23 protein-coding genes are annotated in these 18,794 nt (G+C 66.4%); 17 read left to right on the top strand and 6 right to left on the bottom strand.

Annotated features, from left to right (window positions below; genetic code table 11):
* Nucleotides 1–16: 16 nt before the first annotated feature.
* Nucleotides 17–529 carry a DUF2505 domain-containing protein gene (locus UA75_RS02145; protein ID WP_075738413.1) on the top strand — a complete coding sequence of 171 codons (513 nt, stop codon included), beginning with the start codon at nt 17–19 and terminating at the stop codon, nt 527–529.
* A gap of 8 nt (nt 530–537) precedes the next feature.
* On the top strand, nt 538–1,359 hold the full coding sequence (locus tag UA75_RS02140; RefSeq protein WP_075738411.1) for a class I SAM-dependent methyltransferase: 822 nt from the start codon (nt 538–540) through the stop codon (nt 1,357–1,359).
* A 242-nt stretch (nt 1,360–1,601) separates the two neighbouring features.
* Here UA75_RS02140 and UA75_RS02135 read toward each other — a convergent pair whose 3' ends face one another.
* A complete protein-coding gene (locus tag UA75_RS02135; RefSeq protein ID WP_075743314.1) occupies nt 1,602–2,525 on the bottom strand; it encodes a TIGR03620 family F420-dependent LLM class oxidoreductase in 924 nt (307 codons plus the stop codon).
* 331 nt (nt 2,526–2,856) lie between these two features.
* On the opposite strand from UA75_RS02135, the gene UA75_RS02130 reads away from it, so the two are divergent.
* Both UA75_RS02130 and purU read left to right on the top strand, forming a co-directional pair.
* Nucleotides 2,857–3,480: a TetR/AcrR family transcriptional regulator gene (locus tag UA75_RS02130; protein ID WP_075738409.1), complete on the top strand. Its 624-nt coding sequence runs from the start codon at nt 2,857–2,859 to the stop codon at nt 3,478–3,480.
* Between the two features lie 103 nt (nt 3,481–3,583).
* Nucleotides 3,584–4,465, top strand: a complete 882-nt coding sequence (purU, locus tag UA75_RS02125) for a formyltetrahydrofolate deformylase (RefSeq protein WP_075738407.1) — start codon at nt 3,584–3,586, stop codon at nt 4,463–4,465.
* Between the two features lie 44 nt (nt 4,466–4,509).
* Here the strand turns inward: purU and UA75_RS02120 are convergent, their stop codons facing one another.
* Nucleotides 4,510–5,070 (bottom strand): YbaK/EbsC family protein, encoded by a 561-nt coding sequence (locus tag UA75_RS02120; RefSeq protein ID WP_075738405.1) that lies wholly within the window; start codon nt 5,068–5,070, stop codon nt 4,510–4,512.
* Nucleotides 5,071–5,433: 363 nt separating this feature from the next.
* On the opposite strand from UA75_RS02120, the gene UA75_RS02115 reads away from it, so the two are divergent.
* The 13 genes from UA75_RS02115 (at nt 5,434) to UA75_RS32415 (ending at nt 14,481) form a co-directional block, all read left to right on the top strand.
* Nucleotides 5,434–5,835 (top strand): hypothetical protein, encoded by a 402-nt coding sequence (locus UA75_RS02115; protein ID WP_075738403.1) that lies wholly within the window; start codon nt 5,434–5,436, stop codon nt 5,833–5,835.
* Between the two features lie 83 nt (nt 5,836–5,918).
* Nucleotides 5,919–7,091: a hypothetical protein gene (locus UA75_RS02110; RefSeq protein ID WP_075743313.1), complete on the top strand. Its 1,173-nt coding sequence runs from the start codon at nt 5,919–5,921 to the stop codon at nt 7,089–7,091.
* Complete coding sequence (locus UA75_RS02105; protein WP_075738401.1) at nt 7,088–7,642, top strand: hypothetical protein; 555 nt, start codon at nt 7,088–7,090, stop codon at nt 7,640–7,642. The genes UA75_RS02110 and UA75_RS02105 overlap by 4 nt, the downstream gene beginning before the upstream one ends.
* The gene (locus UA75_RS02100) at nt 7,639–8,442 is read left to right on the top strand and encodes a hypothetical protein (protein ID WP_232251148.1); all 804 of its coding nucleotides are present in this window, start codon (nt 7,639–7,641) and stop codon (nt 8,440–8,442) included. Before UA75_RS02105 ends, UA75_RS02100 begins: the two co-directional genes overlap by 4 nt.
* Nucleotides 8,443–8,498: 56 nt before the next feature.
* Complete coding sequence (locus UA75_RS02095; protein WP_083682859.1) at nt 8,499–9,575, top strand: hypothetical protein; 1,077 nt, start codon at nt 8,499–8,501, stop codon at nt 9,573–9,575.
* Entirely contained in the window at nt 9,572–10,348 is a 777-nt protein-coding gene (locus UA75_RS02090) for a sugar phosphate nucleotidyltransferase (protein ID WP_075738399.1), read from the top strand. The genes UA75_RS02095 and UA75_RS02090 overlap by 4 nt, the downstream gene beginning before the upstream one ends.
* A gap of 8 nt (nt 10,349–10,356) precedes the next feature.
* Complete coding sequence (locus UA75_RS02085; protein WP_075738397.1) at nt 10,357–11,007, top strand: NUDIX hydrolase; 651 nt, start codon at nt 10,357–10,359, stop codon at nt 11,005–11,007.
* Complete coding sequence (gene wecB / locus UA75_RS02080) at nt 11,004–12,134, top strand: non-hydrolyzing UDP-N-acetylglucosamine 2-epimerase (protein ID WP_232237599.1); 1,131 nt, start codon at nt 11,004–11,006, stop codon at nt 12,132–12,134. The genes UA75_RS02085 and wecB overlap by 4 nt, the downstream gene beginning before the upstream one ends.
* Nucleotides 12,135–12,484: 350 nt before the next feature.
* Nucleotides 12,485–12,811: a hypothetical protein gene (locus UA75_RS02075; RefSeq protein WP_157433946.1), complete on the top strand. Its 327-nt coding sequence runs from the start codon at nt 12,485–12,487 to the stop codon at nt 12,809–12,811.
* A gap of 1 nt (nt 12,812) precedes the next feature.
* A complete protein-coding gene (locus UA75_RS32430) occupies nt 12,813–13,271 on the top strand; it encodes a hypothetical protein (protein WP_157433945.1) in 459 nt (152 codons plus the stop codon).
* A 19-nt stretch (nt 13,272–13,290) separates the two neighbouring features.
* Nucleotides 13,291–13,620 (top strand): hypothetical protein, encoded by a 330-nt coding sequence (locus UA75_RS32425; RefSeq protein WP_157433944.1) that lies wholly within the window; start codon nt 13,291–13,293, stop codon nt 13,618–13,620.
* A 124-nt stretch (nt 13,621–13,744) separates the two neighbouring features.
* Nucleotides 13,745–14,110, top strand: a complete 366-nt coding sequence (locus UA75_RS32420; protein WP_157433943.1) for a hypothetical protein — start codon at nt 13,745–13,747, stop codon at nt 14,108–14,110.
* A 23-nt stretch (nt 14,111–14,133) separates the two neighbouring features.
* Complete coding sequence (locus tag UA75_RS32415) at nt 14,134–14,481, top strand: hypothetical protein (protein ID WP_157433942.1); 348 nt, start codon at nt 14,134–14,136, stop codon at nt 14,479–14,481.
* A 386-nt stretch (nt 14,482–14,867) separates the two neighbouring features.
* On the opposite strand, the gene UA75_RS02065 is transcribed toward UA75_RS32415, so the two are convergent.
* The 4 genes from UA75_RS02065 to UA75_RS02045 all read right to left on the bottom strand — a co-directional run bounded on the left by UA75_RS02065 (nt 14,868) and on the right by UA75_RS02045 (nt 18,111).
* Entirely contained in the window at nt 14,868–16,040 is a 1,173-nt protein-coding gene (locus tag UA75_RS02065) for a C45 family peptidase (RefSeq protein ID WP_083690607.1), read from the bottom strand.
* A 200-nt stretch (nt 16,041–16,240) separates the two neighbouring features.
* Nucleotides 16,241–16,429 (bottom strand): DUF397 domain-containing protein, encoded by a 189-nt coding sequence (locus UA75_RS02060; protein ID WP_075743308.1) that lies wholly within the window; start codon nt 16,427–16,429, stop codon nt 16,241–16,243.
* 645 nt (nt 16,430–17,074) lie between these two features.
* On the bottom strand, nt 17,075–17,254 hold the full coding sequence (locus tag UA75_RS02050; protein ID WP_083682857.1) for a DUF397 domain-containing protein: 180 nt from the start codon (nt 17,252–17,254) through the stop codon (nt 17,075–17,077).
* 11 nt (nt 17,255–17,265) lie between these two features.
* Entirely contained in the window at nt 17,266–18,111 is an 846-nt protein-coding gene (locus UA75_RS02045) for a helix-turn-helix domain-containing protein (protein ID WP_075743307.1), read from the bottom strand.
* Nucleotides 18,112–18,794 lie beyond the last annotated feature (683 nt).

Genomic DNA, 18,794 nt, shown 5'->3' with positions numbered 1-18,794 from the left:
GGTAGCCTTTCGTGCCATGGCCCGTCCCATCCAGTTCAGCGTGCGCACCGATGACCTCAAGCCGGAGAAGCTCTATCTCCTCCTCGTCGACGAGGAGTACCTGGCGGGCAGGCTGCGTCGGCTGGGCGGCCCGAACGCCGCACTGATCAGCAGACAGGCCGACGACGCGGGCGCGACCGTGCAGTTGCGGCACGGGATCTCCGCAGGCGATCTGCCCAAGGCGGTGCGCTCGCTAGCCCCGAACGGGATCGTGATCGACCGCACCGAGACGTGGACCCGCGTCGACGATCAGCGGTACGAGGGCGTCGTGATCGCCGAGGTCGAGGGCGCACGGGTCCGGATCGAGGGCCGGATGCTCGTCGAGGCGCACGGCATCGGGGCGCAGATGCTGGGCACCGGCACCGTCACCGCCCGCATTCCGCTGATGGGCGGCATGGTGGAGGGTCTGGTGGCCGAGGAGGTCAGCAAGCTGCTGAACGCCGAATCGCGATTCACGCTCGACGTGATCGCGGGCAGGCCGACGGACTGACGCGATCGATGGCGAAACGGGTGCCCCGGCTGGCGGCCGGGCGGGCTCGAACGCTGGGGCTGCCCACCAGGGGGACGACCAACCCCAACCGGCTGCGCCGGGTGGACCGGTGGATGACGGGGACTGCGGCGGTGACGCGAACCCTGCGCGCCGCCGAAGATCCGCTGGTGGTCGATCTCGGCTACGGCTCCTCACCGGTCACCACCCTGGAGATGGCGCGGAGGCTGCACGCGGTACGGGCCGACCTGCGCGTGTTGGGGCTGGAGATCGATCAGGAGCGCGTCGCGGCGGCGCAGCCGACGGCACGGCCGCCCGCGCTGGAGTTCGCCAGAGGCGGCTTCGAACTCGCAGGTCGCAGGCCTGCCCTCATCCGGGCGTTCAACGTGCTGCGCCAGTACTCCGAGGCCGACGCGGCCGAGGCGTGGCGGACGCTGCTCGGCAGGCTCGCGCCGGGCGGGCTGCTCGTCGAGGGCACCTGTGACGAGATCGGCCGTCGATGCTGCTGGGTGACGCTCACCGAGGCAGGCCCGTCGACCCTCACCCTGGCGTGTCGCCCCGCCGACATCGAACGGCCGTCGGACCTGGCCGAGCGGCTCCCCAAGTCGCTGATCCACCGCAACGTGCCGGGTGAGCGGGTGCACGCCCTCTTCACCGACCTCGATGCCTGCTGGGCCAACGCGGCGCCGGTGAGTCCGTTCGGGCCGAGGGCGCGCTGGGTGGAGACGGTGTCCAGGCTGGCCGACCGGGGCTGGCCGCTGCGAGACGTCCGACGCCGCAGTCGGCTCGGGGAGCTGACCCTGAACTGGTCCAGTGTGGCGCCCGTGTCCTGACCGCCTCGGCGGCGCGGCACGGTGTGATCGACGCCGCCGACGCGGCCCGGCAGGCCAGGCCCGGCGGCCGGGCGCAGGCGGTCCACTCGGCGCGGCAGGCGCGGGGCGCCCGCCGCGATCCGAGTTCCGTCGACCTCCCGCCGGGCGAGAAGCCGAGGTGCACTCGGCCGCGCAGGCTCGACAACCCGTGGCACCGCCGGAAACGAGGCCCGTTCTACCCGACGGAATCGAGCACTCGCCGGTCAGGAGAGCAGGGCGGGCGCCAGTTCTCGCCACTGGTCGACGTCCACGGTCGTCGGGTCGTCCCCGAGCGCCTGAATGCAGACGTGGTCGGCGCCCGCGTCCAGGTGGGCCTGCACTCGGGCGCGGATCGCCGCCGCGTCCCCGCCCACGACCACGGCGTCCACCAGCCGATCGCTGCCGCCGTCGACGAGGTCGTCCTCGGTGAAGCCCAGCCTGATCCAGTTGGCCGGGTAGGCGGGCCGCGCCAGATAGCTGCCCACGTGGGCTCGGGCCCGCCGCCGCACCACCTCGGGATCGGTGCTGAGCACCACCGCCTGTTCCGGCACCACCAGCGGCCCGGGGCCGAGCATCTGCCTGGCCAGCGCGGTGTGCTCGGGCGGCACCAGGTAGGTGTGGGTCCCCTCGGCGTGGCTGCCTGCCAGGGCCAGCATCTTCGGCCCGAGGGCCGACAACACCCTGGGCTGTCTCGGCCCTGCGACGTCGAGGCCCATGGCGGCCGTGGCGGCGCGGGCAGCGTCGAGGCCGGTCAGGTAGTCGCGCATCGCGGCGAGGGGCTTGTCGAACGGCAGGCCGAGCAGGTCCCGGACGAAGGCGGCGTTGCTGGTGCCGAGGCCGAGCAGGAAGCGATCCGGGTGGGCGTCCGCGAGCCGAGCGGTGAGGGCGTTGACGGCCCACGGCTGCCGCAGCGAGATGACGGCGATCCCCGTGGCGAGGGTGAGCCTGCTCGTGGCGCGGAGCATGGCGTCGGCGTCCAGGAAGGGGTCGCGGGTGACTCCCTCGCTCAACCAGACCGCGCCGTAACCCAGCTCTTCCACCTCGGCGGCGAGTTCGGCGTTGCGCTCGGGCGACTGCCAGGCCGTGCCGTTGGTCCAGACACCGACTCGGCCCAGGTCGGGCAGGCGGCGAACTCCGTGCTCAGTCATCGCGTTCTCCTCCACAGAGCCTGTCTGCGATCCCGGCTGTCCTGTTGCGCAGGGCAGGCGCGGCGAGCTGCGGCGTCGGTCGGTCACCCTCGGTCCCTCCGGTCGCCGTGCAGCTCGTCCACGCCGATCCCCGCTCACGACTCCAGCGGGATCAAGGACAGGCGTCGAGACTGCCCTTCCTGACCTGCTCCGCGACGTCGTCACCCGGCGTCGGGGACGATGGCGGGGCAGGCATCCCGGTGGAACTGCCACCGGGATCGGAAGAAACGGAGTGTGTCTCCGCTACGACGGAGCATATACGGAGACACTCTCCGATAATTGCGGGAGTCCGATGACCACCCATGGCACCCCGTCGACCGCAGGCACTCCCCGGCCCCTGCGCGCCGACGCTCGACGCAACAGGGAACGGCTGATCCACATCGCCCGAGAGCTCTTCGCCGAACAGGGCGTCAGCGCCCCGCTCGACACGGTGGCCACCCGGGCAGGCGTCGGGCCGGGCACCCTGTACCGCCACTTCCCCACTCGCCAGGCGCTGCTGGACGCGGTGTTCCGCGAACGGATCGAGAGGCTGTGCGCGCAGGCCCGGGACCTGCTCGACGCGCCGTCCCCCGGCGCGGCCCTGCGCACGTGGTTGGGCATGGCGCTCGCCGACGCGGGCGTCGTGCACGGCGTCGCGGCCACGGCGTTGATCACCTTCCAGGACGACGAGTCCGGCGACGAGGTGTCCTGCCACGACCTGCTGCACCGGGCGGCGGCCTCGCTGCTCACCCGCGCCCAGCAGAAAGGCGAGATCCGCGCCGACCTGACGACGCCCGAGCTGATCAGACTGGTCGCCGGAATCCTGACCGCCGCCGAGCACCGCGACGGAGACCGGACGGAGCCGGACCGGGCCGTGGCCGACCGGATGTTGACGCTCATGATGGAGGGGATCGAGCCGAGGACGCCGCTGAGCTGATCACCAGCGCTCGCCCGGCTCCGACGAGATCGGACTCGGCCGCGCCCCGTCAGGCCACCCGCGCCGACGAGCCTGGTCAGCGGGGCTGCCACACTCACTGACCGTGTCGAGAGTTGAACGCCGTTACGTGATCTCCCTGGGCTGCCCGGACCGCACGGGAATCGTCGCCACGATCGCGGGCTTCCTCGCGGAACTGGGCGGGTGGATCGTCGAGGCGTCGTACCACACCGATCCGGACACCAACTGGTTCTTCACCCGCCAGGAGGTCCGCGTCGACTCGCTGGCGTTGACCGCGGAGGAGCTGCGCGAGCGGTTCGCCCCGGTCGCCGCGAGCCTCGGCGAGCGGACCGAATGGCGGATCAGCGACACGGGCGAGCGACAGCGCGTCGTGATCCTGGTGTCCAAGGCCGCGCACTGCCTGTACGACCTGCTGGGGCGGGTGGCGGCGGGCGAATTGGACGTCGAGGTCAGCGCCGTCATCGGCAATCACGACGGCCTCGCCGCCGTCACGCAGGCGCACGGCATCCCGTTCCACCACGTCCGATTCCCTCGGGCGGGAACGGACGAGGCGGCCCGGCTGGCGGCCTTCGCCGAGATCCGCAAGATCGTCGACTCCCACGACCCGCACGCCGTCGTCCTCGCGCGGTTCATGCAGGTCTTGCCGGTCGAGCTGTGCGCGGCATGGGCGGGCCGGGCGATCAACATCCACCACAGCTTCCTGCCCTCGTTCATCGGCGCCCGGCCCTACCACCAGGCGCACGTCCGAGGCGTGAAGCTGGTCGGCGCGACCTGCCACTACGTGACGGCGGAACTCGACGCGGGCCCGATCATCGAGCAGGACGTGATCCGGGTCGACCACACCGACTCCATCGACGACATGGTCCGCAAGGGCCGCGACATCGAGAAGGTGGTGCTGGCCAGGGGACTGCGCTCGCACCTGGAGGATCGGGTGCTGATGCACGGCAACCGCACGGTGGTCTTCTAGCCGGACCGCTCGCCGACGCGGTCGGCAGCCCCGCTCCAGCCGGGTCAGCCGAGCGGGCGACCGAGGCCGGGAGTGACCTCCGCACCAGGCAGCTCGGGCAGGACGGCGCCGGGCACGACGAGCTTGCTGCGCCGAAGGCCGCTGCCGATGACGACCCACTCGGCGGCCACCACCGCCGGGTCGAGCAGCAGCGGCCACTCGGCGGGCAGGCCGACGGCGGTGATGCCGCCGTACTCCATGCCCGCGAGGTCGACGGCGTCCTGCTGCGGGGCGAACGAGGCCTTGCGCACGTCGAGGCGCCGCTTGACGACGCCGTTCACGTCGGCGCGGGTGTTCGCCAAGATCAGACAGGCCGCGAACCGACGTTCGCCCTCGCGCTTGCCCGCGACGACCACGCAGTTCGCCGAGGACTCGAGCGACAGGCCGTAGTGCTCGGTCAACGCCGCCGTGTCGGCCAACTCCGGATCGATCGCGACGACGGCACAGCGGGCCGCCGAGGCCTCGGGCAGCGCCCGCAGCCCGGCCGCGACCGGATCGGCGAGCAGGTCGAGGTTGTCCAGGGCCGGGATCAGCGCCAGCCCGCCGAAGATCTCGGGGAAGGTCATGGCCGAGAGGCTAGCCGGCGGGCCTGCTCCCGCCGACTTCCGCCGTGTCCGAGCGTGTGTCCACTCACCATCCGGGAGCGTGTCGTTCCGCCTTCCCGCTTGAGGTCTGCATCGTCCGCTGCGTCAGCACCGAATGCGCCAGCAGCCCCGCCCATCAGGCGCGTTGCTTCCCACCGGTGGCCCGGTGTGCGCTCGGTCGCACAAGTTGTCCACAGGTTTGCGGAACTCGGTCGACTTCGATTCGACGATCGGGCACCATGGCGACGGGCACTGAGAGTGAGGGATCGTGCGATGTCCGTAACGGAGGTGGTCGAGCAGTAGCGGCGGGCGCATGCCCTGTTGTCGGAGGCACGGAACGCGGCAGTGGTGGCGGAGACGGCGATCGGCGAGGGGAGAGAGATCTTCGACCAGGGCACCGCCGGGTCGGTCTGGCCACAGGTGCCCGAGATGCGCAGACTCGGAGCCGAGGCCGGCGACGACGTACGGCTGGCCCATACGGCCATAGTCCAGGCACAGGACATCATCGACGGCTACTGCATTTCCATCGCAGGACACGGAATCGGCGCTGGCGACACGACCATAACTAGATCGATTGCGGCGATCTACCAGGACCGCCTGGTTAGAGATGACGCGGGATACGCCAGGCGAATCGGGCGCTGGGAACGCGGAGAACAGCAATCCCAACCCTGGCAACGTTTCGACCGGACGGGCCGCAGGGGCCTGATCCCGAGTCGCCGCCTGTGCACGCTGGGCGCGGAGCCGTAGGCCTCGGCGCCTGGAACTCTCGCTACAAGACCTGGATCTCTCGGTAAGCACGGAATGATCGGATGGCGAGGAGTGTGAAGAAGGTGAACACCTACCACGATGCCGGTGACCGCCAAGCCAAGCGCCCGCGTACGCAGACCGCGATCGTAGACCAGCACGCAACGTGGATTGCAGTGAATCCCATCCAGGGCTGCCCGAAGAGTTGCTCGTACTGTTTCCTGAACGAGCGAGGCCAGACTGCCGTCCGGCCCGAGCAGTTGGTCGACCCAGCGGAAACTGTCGACTTGCTCACTGCGTCGCCGTACTACACACCAGCTCGCCCCATCGCGTTATACACGTGGACCGACGTGATGGCACTGCCCGATTCCCGTGCGCACCTCGCCGATCTGCTAGCCGTGCTGGTCCAGAAGAAGATTCACAACCCCATCGTTCTCATCACCAAGTGCCCGATCCCTGATGACACGCTCGACACAGTGACGACGACCCGGCAGGCCGGATTGCGAACGATTGTGTACTTGAGCTACTCCGGGTTGGGGCGCGATGTGGAACGCGGCATTCGACACGAAGAGTTGAAGACCAATTTTCCGCGGCTGGCGCAGGCTGGCGTCCCAGTTGTGCACTACTGGCGTCCCGCGTTCCCGGAGTCGGCTACTACAGGCACGATGGAAGCGGTCTTCGATTGGGCGGCGACTTACGCGCGGTGCACCATGGCCGCCGGCTTGAAGGTCGAATCCGCTGCGTTGCCCCGGTTAGCCGGGCTGTGGCCAGCGCTGGTCACTACTCCAGGAGTCACCACAGCCGAAGGTGTCTACCCGCGAGCGTTCTGGAACTTCATTCACGCAACCCACCAGCGCCGTCCAGATCATCCGTTGTTCCACACCAACTCCTGTGCCTTGGCCTACGTGCTCGGCCAACCCGACAGGTTCGGGGTGTTTGGCAGCGACGTATGCACGGCACGCAACCACTGCCCAAACGCCCAACGTCTCCGTTGCGAGGCTGACATCCTCCGCCGCCCTGCCCCGACGGACGCGACCATCCGAACTGCGTTGGACCGACGTGGGTACGCCGACACGCAGTTCACCTTCGACCATCCTCGTGGAGAAGTCGTGATCCATGCGGTCCTACCCACCAACACCGCTGCCGCGCTGACGCACGATCTCGGCATCCGAGTCCGCGTCGCCCGCCAGCACAGCGACCCCTATTGGAGCAGTGGAACGGCCGGTGCCCTACCGCTGGTCATCGGTGATGCCGGATGACACCCGAGAACCTGGCCTGCGTGCTCGCCGACGTGCGCCGGCTCCGCGTAGGTTTCGCAGGCACCGCGCCGCAACCGTGGACCGCGACCACGGCCGCCGCCGAGGTGACCGTTCAACTCGGGCACCTCGCCCTGTGCCTGCTTCGCCAGTGGGGAACCGACACCACCCACCTCGACGATCCGCAACGGCCGATCACCAACACCGGAGACGAACTAGCCGACGTCCTGTTGGCCGTCCTCAGCGTGCCGACGCTGGCGGATACGGAGCCCGCCAGCCTCCCCGCCGCCCGACCGGCGGGCCGTGACGGCGAAGTCGAGCAACTCCTACGCCTGCTGATCACTCTGGGCCAACTCGCCGAAGCCGCCATGATTCACGACGGCTTCCGCCACCGACCCACGGGCACACCGCCATCGATCCAGACGGCCAGCGCCACCGCAGTAACGGCTGCCACCACGCTGGCTGACGGTCTTAGGCTCGATCTGCTCGCTGAGTTCCGCGCGATGGTGGTCGACGCCGAAGCCTTCCTCCGTAGCAGGGACCCCTCTCGATGACCGGCCAAGGTGACTTCGCCGCGCATCGGCGCGACGGCCAGGACGTGATCAAGGTGCTGAACGGCCAGCACCCGGCAGGAACTCGCTTCACAGCGGTAGCGCAGCACGTCGGCGCGAGTGGGATGAACGTCTACCTGTCCAGGCTGCGAGCAGCCGGCGTGACCCTGCCGCCGGGCCTGTCGGTGGAATCCGCTCGGCCGCTGGCGGTGCGACATCTCTGGGTCACCGGACCCGTATTGCTCGACCACGCTGGCGTCGACCCCTCACGTTTCGTCGACGCCGTGATAGAGATCGCCGGCTGGGTGCGTGCTCTGGACTCCACGGATGCCCGCGTAGACAGCAACCTGGCCAACTTCTGCCTCGCTGACGATCGCGTCGTGCTGGTTGACGTACTGCCGCCACTCATTCCGAGTGTGCGCCCGGAGCCGTCGAACTTGTTCGACGTGCTCTTCACCGCCTTGTGCTTCGACACCACGGTGATCCTCGACGCGCTGATCGGCTATGCCGCACGTGCACTGCTGCGCTCCGATATCAGCCTGGCTGGTCACCGAGGACAGGACCTCGCCCACCAGGTACCGCAGGAGTTCGCCGCGCTCGTCGAGACGTCGTTCCCCGCGTCGTGGTTCCAGGCGCGGGCCATGTTGGCCTTGCGCGGGTTGGCAGGAGAAGCCGAGCCCGCGAGCGTCCATGACTTCTTCACCTTGACTTCCGTTCGGGCGTTCCGGGATCTCTCCGAGGCAGAGCGGGCTGACCGCATCCGGCAGGTCGCTCAGACTGTGAAGGAGCTTGTCCTCACGTGAACTCGTCAGCCGATCCATCAAGAAACCTGTCCACATGGGGCTGCCACGCTGGGGATGTGGCGTTCACGATCGCTGCACCACCCGAATGGCTGTCTGCACAGCGCGCGTATCTGTCGGACTTCCTGACAACGCCGCCGAGAGAACTCGTCCTGGCCGCGTTCAACATCCGCGTACACACCGACGGCGCGGCCTTCCGCCAGGTTGCCGAGGTAATCAGGCGCTCGCCGACCACCGGCATCGTCGAGCCGGTTACCGGACTGCTGATGAAGGAGGCACGTCAGGCGACCGGTCGCCGCTGCTACGTCATCGCCACGGACAACGTGGAACACCAACCGGGTGCGTACGCCGTGGCCGTGCAAGGGCAGGACATCGACTTGTTTGTCCATGCTGGCACCGGGAATGCACATCGCTATCCGATCCGGCTTGTGCGGGAGGCCATGCTGCGCACCTATGAGGACGCGGGCGGAGTCATCTTCCACGCGGCCGGTGTCGATGTCGACGGCGTAGCCGTAATGGTCTGCGGACCTCGTGGTGCGGGCAAGACCACTGTGACGGCGGCCCTTCTCCGGTCGCCCGGGGCCGCCCTGCTGTCCAATGATCGGCTTGTCGTCTACCAGGGAGATCACGTCATCGCTGTGCCGTTGCCCGTACCGACCGCAAGAGGCACGATCCAGGCATTTCCTGAGCTGGAACACCTCGTTCACCGCCGAACCGCCGACGGAAGCGAATTCGACAGGATGCCTGCGGACTTCGGTTCGGTGGTCAAGCACGCCTTCACCGCTCGGGAGTTCGCCGAAGCGTTCGGCGCCAGCCTGATCGCACGGTCGACGTTGCGGCTGGTGGTGGTTCCCAGACTGGCGGACACTGACGAACCGGCCCGCGCGCGTCGCCTGCCGATGGCCGCAGCCCGCCGCGTCATCGCGGCGAACTGCTTCACCCCGCGGGATGAGTTCTGGGTTCGGCCCTGGCTGGTCCCTCGCCGCAGGACGGACGTGCAGCTTGATAACCAGGCAAGCGCCGCTATCGAGTACCTCGCAACGACCGTACCGTGCATTGAGATGAGTTTCGGCGTGCGGAACGCCGTGGGTGATCTCGTCCGCGCCCTGAACAACGCGACGGAAGGTCTTGGATGAAGGGCATGGGCTGGACGGCGGTGGTGACCGCAGCGGGGCAAGCGACGCGGTTCCGGCCGTTTAGCGCCATCGTCCCGAAGGAGATGCTGCCGGTCGGGCATCGCCCCGCCCTCGACCACGTGATCGCCGAATGTGTGGGAGCCGGAGCCGCCACCGTCATCGTCGCGACCCGGCCCGATGACCTTGTCGTGTCCGCCTACGTGGACGTGTTGCGTGAGGATGGCGTGCCGGTGGAGGCGGTCGCCGAGGACCTCGGGCACGGCTACGGCAATGGCACACCGCTGCTCACTGTCCGGGAGAGGCTCGCCGCAGAAGAGTCGTTCGGCGTAGCGTTCGGTGACGATGTGGTGCTGGGTGGACACGACCTCGCCGCAATGCGGGTCCTAGCCGATGACGGGGCCGACGCCGTGATCGCGGCACAACTGGTTGCCCATGCCGACATCGCGTCGTTCGGTGTCGTCGACATCCATCGCGACGATCCCGACCGTGTGATCGGCATCCGACAACGGCCCGACCCCGCAACCGTCGCGGAGCCCCTCGCGGTCGTCTCCCGGCTGATCCTGCGACCCTCGATCTTCGAACTGCTCGTCCCGACAGAGCGGGCTCGGGGAGAACTCGACCTTGGCGTTGCGGTCGGCGAACTCGCCCAGATCGCTGACGTACGGGTACACCGGATCACCGGACGCTGGGTCACCGTCGGTGAGCCACGCCGATACCTCGAGGCCCTCCAGACCTACTGGCAACTCCAGACCGAACTCGCCGACCGCCACTGAGGACAGCTGTGAAACTGATCGACGTTTTCAACGACCGCTATGAACACATCGGCACAGAGGACAAGAAGATCGCTCACGCCAAGGGCTTGTGGCACCGCACCTTTTCGGCGCTCGCGATCAACTCCACTACCCAACGCGTGGTACTTCAGAAGAAGGCTCCGGGGCGGTACACCTTCGATCGACCGGACTACGCTGACATCACCGTAGGCGGCCACTACCAGGCTGGCGAGACGATTCCCGAAGGCGTGCGTGAGGTCCACGAGGAGCTTGGGTTGCACATCACCTACGGCGACCTGTACCCGATCGGCCTGCGACAGACAGCCGTCACCCTCGCCCCCGACTATATCGAGCGGGAGTTCCAGCACTGGCACTTGATCCCCCTGGACGTGGCCCTAGAAGAGATTCCGCTCGCCGACGCCGAAGTGTCCGGCCTGGTGGAGATCGCGCTGGACGACGCGATCACGCTTGCCGACGGCGCCACCGACGCCGTGCCCGCCCGCTACGCCACTCGCACCGACAACGGCCTCGAGTACAGCGAGGCGACTCTGACCACGGCCGACCTGATCCCCAACTACCTCAAACTCGACCAGCTCTACCTGCGTCTGTTCGTCGCCGCACGTCGTTTCTGCGCGGGCGAACGGACGCACGTGTTCTGGTGACCGCCAGCGATCGTTCTGTGCGCATTGCCGTCGTCGTGGGCACCCGCCCCGAAGCCATCAAGCTCGGCCCGGTCGCCGAACTCCTCGGTAGCGAGGCACTCGTCGTGCACACTGGCCAGCACTTCAGCGCTGGCATGGCCGGGCAGATCACACCGGACATCGTGCTCGACGCCCACGTCGACCGCGACATCAGCCGTGGCCACCAGCTCGGCGACCTGGTGACCGCTCTCGATCAGGTCCTCACTCTGCACGAACCGGACGCTGTGCTCGTGCAGGGAGACACCACGTCGGCGCTGGCCGGAGCGCTAGCCGCGAATGCCACCAGCACGCCGCTCGTGCATCTTGAAGCCGGTCTGCGCAGCTTTGACCGCGCAATGCCCGAAGAACACCACCGCGTGCTCATCGACCACCTCGCCGACCTGTGCTGCGCCCCGAACTCACTCGCCAGGGACAACCTCTTAGCCGAACGCATTGTCCCGGAGCGCATTGAGATTACTGGCAACACCATCGTCGAGGCTGTTGCCACCGCACTGCCGGACGCACAGAAACAGGCACACATCCTCTCCGGTCTCCGACTGACGCCCGGCAGGTTCGTGCTGGCGACCATCCACCGACCAGAAAACGCCGACAACCCCGTCAATCTCGCCGCCATCCTGCGTCAACTGGTCGCATCACCCATGCCAGTCGTGTTCCCCCAACATCCCCGGACGCGGCGCAACATCAGGACGTTCGGGCTTGACCACCTCGCCTGCCAGCTCCGGCGGACTGAACCACTCGACTATCCGGTGCTGCTCGCCCTCATTCGCCACGCAGCGGGTCTTGTTACCGATTCGGGTGGTATCCAGGAAGAAGCCACGATCCTCAAACGCCCCATCCTCATCATCCGATGCAGTAATGAACGCCCCGAAGTCGAGCACGCCTTCGGCAGCAGGATGCTCCCCTGCGACGAGAGGATCAGCCAGACCCTGGTGACCTGGATACGCAACGCCCCGGCGATCAACGCCCGCCTAGCGAGCCTCCCGACGCCGTTCGGGGACGGTACCGCGTCCAGCCGCGCCGTACAGGCTGTGCGCTCCCGGTTCGGCCACGGCAACCACCAGCACGCCACCGAGGTACGTGAGGCGTAGAAAGCCCACACTGCACGCCCGAAGCCGAACAAGCCAGGCCCGCTCGAACTAAGGATCTCGCGGCGAGCATCAACAGGGAGTGCCCTGCCGTGGCCCGCGCCGAGTATCTCGGCGATGGCAGCATCCCGCGCGGCACGGTGATCTACTGATCCGACGGTGACGCGCGGAGTCCAATAGTCCGGTCGGTGGAAAGTTCCCGTCCGCGCCCACCCCGCGTCAGAGGAGGCAGGCTACCGGTGGCCGGTGTGCGCTCGGTCGCACAAGTTGTCCACAGGTTTGCGGAACTCGGTCGACTTCGATTCGACGATCGGGCACCATGGCGACGGGCACTGAGAGTGAGGGATCGTGCGATGTCCGTAACGGAGGTGGTCGAGCAGTTGCGGCGAGCGCATGCCCTGCTGTCGGAGGCACGGAACGCGGCAGTAGTGGCAGAGACGGCGATCAGCGAGGGGAGAGAGATCTTCGACCAAGGCACCGCCGGGTCGGTCTGGCCACAGGTGCACGAGATGCGCAGACTCGGAGCCGAGGCCGGCGACGACGTACGGCTGGCCCATACGGCCATAGTCCAGGCACAGGACATCATCGACGGCTACTGCATTTCCATCGCAGGACACGGAATCGGCGCTGGCGGCCGACCTGGTCGGGTCGATGTCGGGAGCATCGCGGAGCGACGGTGAGGTGGGCGCGGGCGCGCCGCCCGGCAACGACGGACCGGCGGACCGTGGCGCCACCGCGCGAGAGGAACAGGAAGCGGACTGGATCGCCGACCGAGAACGCGCGGGCGTGATGATCAACCCGCAGAACGTCACCCGCATCAGCAAACTGCCGGACGGGCGGATCGTCTGGGTGGAGGGACGGAACCCAGATGGCGGCGAAGAGCACATTCTGGATTGGCGACGCGTAGAACAGTTCGGCAAGATGCGGGTACCTAGAGAAGATATCATTCCGCTGGTGTTCGCCGCTCTCGAACGAGGTGAGGTCGTTGGATATAGTGGCGTCAACCGCCGAGTGTATGAGGTGGTATTCAAAGGCGAAAGGCGACGTATTGCCATCACTGTCACCCGCGACGGGTTGATCGTAGGCGCACATCCGATCTCACTCAAGCATAAAGTCCGCAGACGTCTTCATAGGAGCTAAATTGTCTCGTTCTATTGTAGTGGCACTGTTGGTCGGCTGGGAAGAAGATCCCTTTTATTACCACGGGTCCGACCCGGAAGAGTACGGACATTCAATCGAGGACGCCGCAGAGGAATTGCAACTTCCCGACGACCTGGTCGCCGACATCGTAGCGTGGGATGCCGAGTATCAGGCGACGTTCAAGCCTGATGATCATCGAAATTCAGGCTTCCCGAGCGTCAAGGTCGAGGAAGCATGGCGCGAACGGGGGAAGGCGCTGGCGGAACGCATCAAACGTGAATCGCCCGTAGTGTCTAGCGTCAATTACCGGGCCAACGGGGTGATTCCCGACTATTCTTGCATGTTCTGACCCCACTGCCCGAGGAGTGCGGCCATCGGGCGGCCTTGCGCCAGAGAGATGGTCTTCCTCCGGAAACCGGTCCGCCAGCAGTTCGCGTTCAGCATCACTCAACCGCAGCATTCACTCTTTCCGCATGGGAGCTGAGATGACTCGATCTGTTGACGTAGGATTTCTCGCCGGCTGGCAAGAGGACCCGTTTTACTATGATTGGGACGATCCAGAAGAGTACTGCCATTCCATCGAAGAGGCTGCGGAGGAATTGCAGCTGCCAGCTGACCTGGTCACAGAGATCACAGCCTGGGATGCCGAATATCAGGCGACATACGATCCGACCGGTTCGCGCGGGCTGGAGTCTGGGTTTCCGTCGCCAGAGGCCGAGGAAGCCTGGCGCGAGCGCGGGAAGGCACTGGCAGAACGCATCAAACGGGAATCACCCGTAGTAGTGAGCGTAGACTACCGAGCCGACGGAGTGATTCCGCCGCACACTTGCGTATTCTGATCCCTCGCGCACAGGGAGTCAGGTTGTCTCGTTCTATTGAGGTAGCGTTGCTGACGGGATGGCAGGAGGACCCATTCTATTACTACGCAGACGACCCCGAGGAATACGGTCATTCGATCGAAGAGGCAGCCGAAGACCTGCAACTTCCGACGGACCTGGTCGCTGCAATCTCTGCGTGGGACAACGAGTACCAGGCGACATATAAGCCCGACGATTACCGAAATTCAGGCTTCCCAAGCGAGGAGATCGAAGAAGCCTGGCGCGAGCGCGGGAAGATTCTGGCGGAACGGATCAAACGAGAATCACCCGTCGTGTCGAGTGTCAATTATCGGGCCGACGGGATAATTCCCGACAATACTTGCATGTTCTGAAGTTTGGGTCCACGCAGGAGGCTCGGCAGCTCCGGTTCGAGATGGCCATGACAATTCCCCTCCCCCGTATCCTGCGGACGAGACGGAGGTCACCCAGACCGCACTGGAGATGGCGTGGTGACCCGTGGTCGGCAGAAGCGTCAGCTGGCGTTCGCGAAGAGAGATAACAGCGCGGTACGATCAACCAGACTCAGGCTTCCCAGCAGGTACCTCGAGGAGGCATGGCGAGTGAGTTGTTCTGCGATCCCCCAGAAAACGCACTCGCCTTGCTCCTAGCCGGGATGGGGATTCTGGACAGCTCCGCCGCTCAGTGCGGCCTACTGCCAATGGAATAGATCACTCGATGTGATCCGGCCGAGTACTGGGCAGCGGACTCGGCCGAGACGTCACGTTGCAGAGGCGAGTTCGAAGTGCATCTCGGGGGAGAAGTCCGGGCAGCCGCCGGGTTCCCCTGGCCCCGACCAGTATCGAATAGACAGAGTACGTTCTTCGGGTCGATACGACGACGACCAGAGCGTGCCGCCGAGTACCGACCCGTCTTCTGGCCGTAGCGTACTCACTGCGACCTTCTCCGCAACGGAGGCAAGGTGCTCGGAGGTGAATGATCCGGCGGGTTCAACAATCAGGTCGGTCTCCATCAGGTTCAGCCGATCAAGCGAACCACGGACCTCCGGGTCGTTCTGCGCCGAGTCCGGCAACGGCCGGAGCAGGCTGTGATTGGTCGAGCACATCGGTTCGCCCCGCGCCATCCGGATCTGCATCACATTGTCGTCGCCGGGCTCGGCCAACATCACGGCACCCCCGGCGTCGGCGATGACGTAATGGCAGGGCAACCAGGACAAGTATGGCTGCTGCTCTTCGAATACCCGCTGGGCATCCTGGACGGTGCGACAGCGATCGAGAATGAAGCGAAGCACCTCGAACTCGTTTAATCCCGGCCCGACGGCAGGAGGCGCGAAGACCGGACTAGTCTGGTCGATAAGCTGCATCATCGAGACCACGAGGCCGGCTTCGTTGATGCCGTCGATCACACCGTTACAGAGATCGAAGGCGCACATGAACAGCGCGCTCATTCCTCCGTCAGTCGGGTGAACCTCCATCAGGTAAGGCTCACTCAGCATGGCAGGTGCTTCCGGGGCACCCGGACCGAGAATCATCTCCGGTAGCGAAAGAAAGCCGAAATCGAAATTGCGCTGCACCACGAGTCCGGCATCTGTCGTCGGAGTGGCGACCACCGAACAGCCCATCACCTGCGGGGGCACTGGCAACTGCACGTTGTATCCCACGCCGAGTGCATCGACCCGTGGGTCCGATGGGTCCAGACCGAAGGAGCGGGCGATCCCAGCGCCGCGCACCAGCAGCTCCGGATAATGGCGGGATGCCCACTCGCGCCGACTGGCGACTAATTCCTCAGGCAGCAGTAGGTCCTGCGCCGATACTCCATATCGTGAGCGAGCAATGTCGCCAAGCGATTCGCCGATCTGCTCGTTGGTCCCGGACAGACGCACGTGACGTACGGTCAAACGCGCATCTGTCGAGCGGTACACCAGCTCATTCATTTGTCGCCGCCTATGCTCGATACGTGTGAGCTTCCACTATCGCACGGAGCCCCCGGAGCCCCTTACTGTGCGTCGCAGAAAGGTCGACCTGAATAGGCCCGAGCTCCGATCACGGTGTTGACGATCTGCACGATCTGGCGCCCGCTCCCCGACCGCCACGCGGGTGGCGGCCACCCGCTGACCAGGTGGCCGCCAGTGACTCAACGGAGCCGGTCGGCCCGGATCGACGCGACGAAGACGCCGAAGGCCGCCCGGTCAACCACGAGGGTGCCGCCGTCCCGGTTCTTCGTGTCCCGGATGCCGACCACACCAGGCGCGTAGCCGACTTCGACGCAGGAGCTCTGCTGACCAGACCGGCTGCTCTTCCGCCAGCCGTGCAGTACCGTCATGCTGCCTCGCTCCCTGATGATGATCTTGGACAGTGCCGCAGAAGCCGCAGCCCTGACCACGCCCCGCCTACTGAACGCCACAGGTCGGCATCGCTCTGCCCGCACTCATCCTCTGCCTGTAACGGACATCGAACTCCGTAAGCTCCAGGTCATGGCAACTGTGCGTGTACACCCCATCCAGCTCGAGTTTTCCGTTAATGACGGAATTCAGACGTGCAACCTCTGTGGTGGGGAGGAGCGTTGGACGGCTCCCACCGAGCCGACCGTCCACGGTGAGCGACTCCGGCGCACGCTTCACCTGGTCCACCTCGTGAAGCAACACCTTCCCAAGGTCCAGGCGACGTTCACCGCACAAGGACGGCGGGAAGAGGTCTCAGTCACCGATGGCGAAGCCGCCGAAGGATGAGTTCGACCGTGATACGAATCATTGCCACAAGGCGACGACAAGGTCAAGGATCTTGTCGGCACCGACAAGGACGACGCCTGACAGCACCTGATGCCCGTACCTTCAGCCCCGCCCCGAGTACACGTCGGGACGCTGTTGACAGCATTCCGCCCCGACGCCTCGCGGTAACGGGGCGGAATGCTGTCGCGTGTGTAGTGGCTCTGATGCGGCACCCGCGTGGCCGGGTGACCGCCGTGGGCTCAGCGGAGCCGGTCGGCCCGGATCGACGCGAGTAAGGCGCCGAAGGCCGCCCGGTCGACCACGAGGGTGCCGCCGTCCCGGTTCTTCGTGTCCCGGATGCCGACCAAGCCTGAGGCCTGGCCGATCTCAATGCAGTTGCCTTGTTTCGCCGACCGTGCCGACGTTCTCCACCCACTCATGGGTTGTACCGTCATGGTGATGCCTCGCCTCCAGCGTGGTGATCAGCGGCGGCTGTGATGACCTTCAGTGAGTCAGCCGGGGTCATCGCAGCCGCTCGCAGGCTACGACGCGCTTCGAGGAAGTGGGCAACCTCGTCAGCCGCATCGAGGAATGTTCCGTGGGTCATGTGCTCTAGATGGGCGATCGGCGGCGCATCCGCAAACTCCCACACCGTGAAACTTCCCGCGTGCGCGTCGAGCATCCCCGCGTCGTTCCGCAGGACCAGAACCTCGAACTCGCCCCGGCTGGCACGGGCGGTGATCTCTTGGAGCTGGTCGGCCATCGTCGCGCGGCTACCGATCCGACGCCACAGCACTGACTCATCGAGAATTACTTCGACCGTCGGGGCCGAAACGCCGCGCATGACCTGCTGACGGCCCATTCTCGTGAGCACGAGCGAGTCGTCCGCGCCGTCGACACCACCGTGGATGACTGCGCGGGCATAGGCGGGAGTCTGGAGCAGACCGGGCACCAGGGTCATCGTCCATTCGGTGATCGCCGTTGCGTCCTGTTCGTACATGAGCAGCGTTGCGAGCTGCTCGGGCACATGGCCGACCGTCCATCCGGGACGACCGTTTCCCTCAGCCAACCCGAGTATGTGATTCCTCTCTTCGGGTGAAGCTTCCAGTGCGCCGAGGAGACTCGACAAATCACGAGGTGAAAGCCATTTTGTGGCGCCTTCGATCCTCCCGAGGATGGTGGAGTGAATGCCGATTCGTCGGCCTACCTCACGGGCGGACAGGCCCTTCTGTTCACGCAGGGTGCGCAGTGCGTGTCCGACAGCCCTGGCCCTGGGAGTTCTAGTCACGCGCCTCATGTGACACATGGTAACTCCTCCAATACAGATTTGCTGGACCGCGACCATTTGCATCAGGTGTCACTGTGGCGAACGATCGCTGTGTGGCGCCCCAGCTCGGGGCGTGTCTCACGGGGGTGAGCGAATGACCGTCGTCCTAATCGTCCTCACAGCGTTCGGCGCCTGGTATGCCGCGCTTCAACTCTGGTGGGCCGTCCGATGACCGCTCTCGGAGGCGACACCGCAACGAGGTGGGCAGGGGTCCGGCCTGTCGCCCTCGCCCACTGCCACGACCCGACCTACCGAGCTGTCGACGTCGCGGTCTGCGGCGCCGTGATCCGTCCCGCCGATGACGGCGAGCGGTTGCCTCGCTGCCCCGGCTGCTTCCCCGGCGGTGACTGATGAAGCCGTGGATGCGCAGGCGCGAGGGCGAGACCGAGCAGGACCGCAGCAGGCGGCTCACGCGCACCTGTTGTTGGTGTGGCCGTCAGGACGCGGACTTTCCTACGTCCGACGCCCACGAGATGCGCTGCGATCAGCGGCCTGGAACCCATCGACCCACTGGAAGCGACCACCCCGAGACCGGCCACAACGGAGACGAGGAGCCATGACGACGACACTGCCCGACGACCAGCAACCACCCGGCTCCCCGCAGACGGCCGCCGTCGGGAAGCCGCCTCCGCTGCCTACGCTCCGCAGGCCGG

This window comes from Actinoalloteichus sp. GBA129-24, from assembly GCF_001941645.1.
GTDB classification, from domain to species: domain Bacteria; phylum Actinomycetota; class Actinomycetes; order Mycobacteriales; family Pseudonocardiaceae; genus Actinoalloteichus_A; species Actinoalloteichus_A fjordicus.
This window is presented reverse-complemented; position numbering and strand designations above follow the sequence as displayed.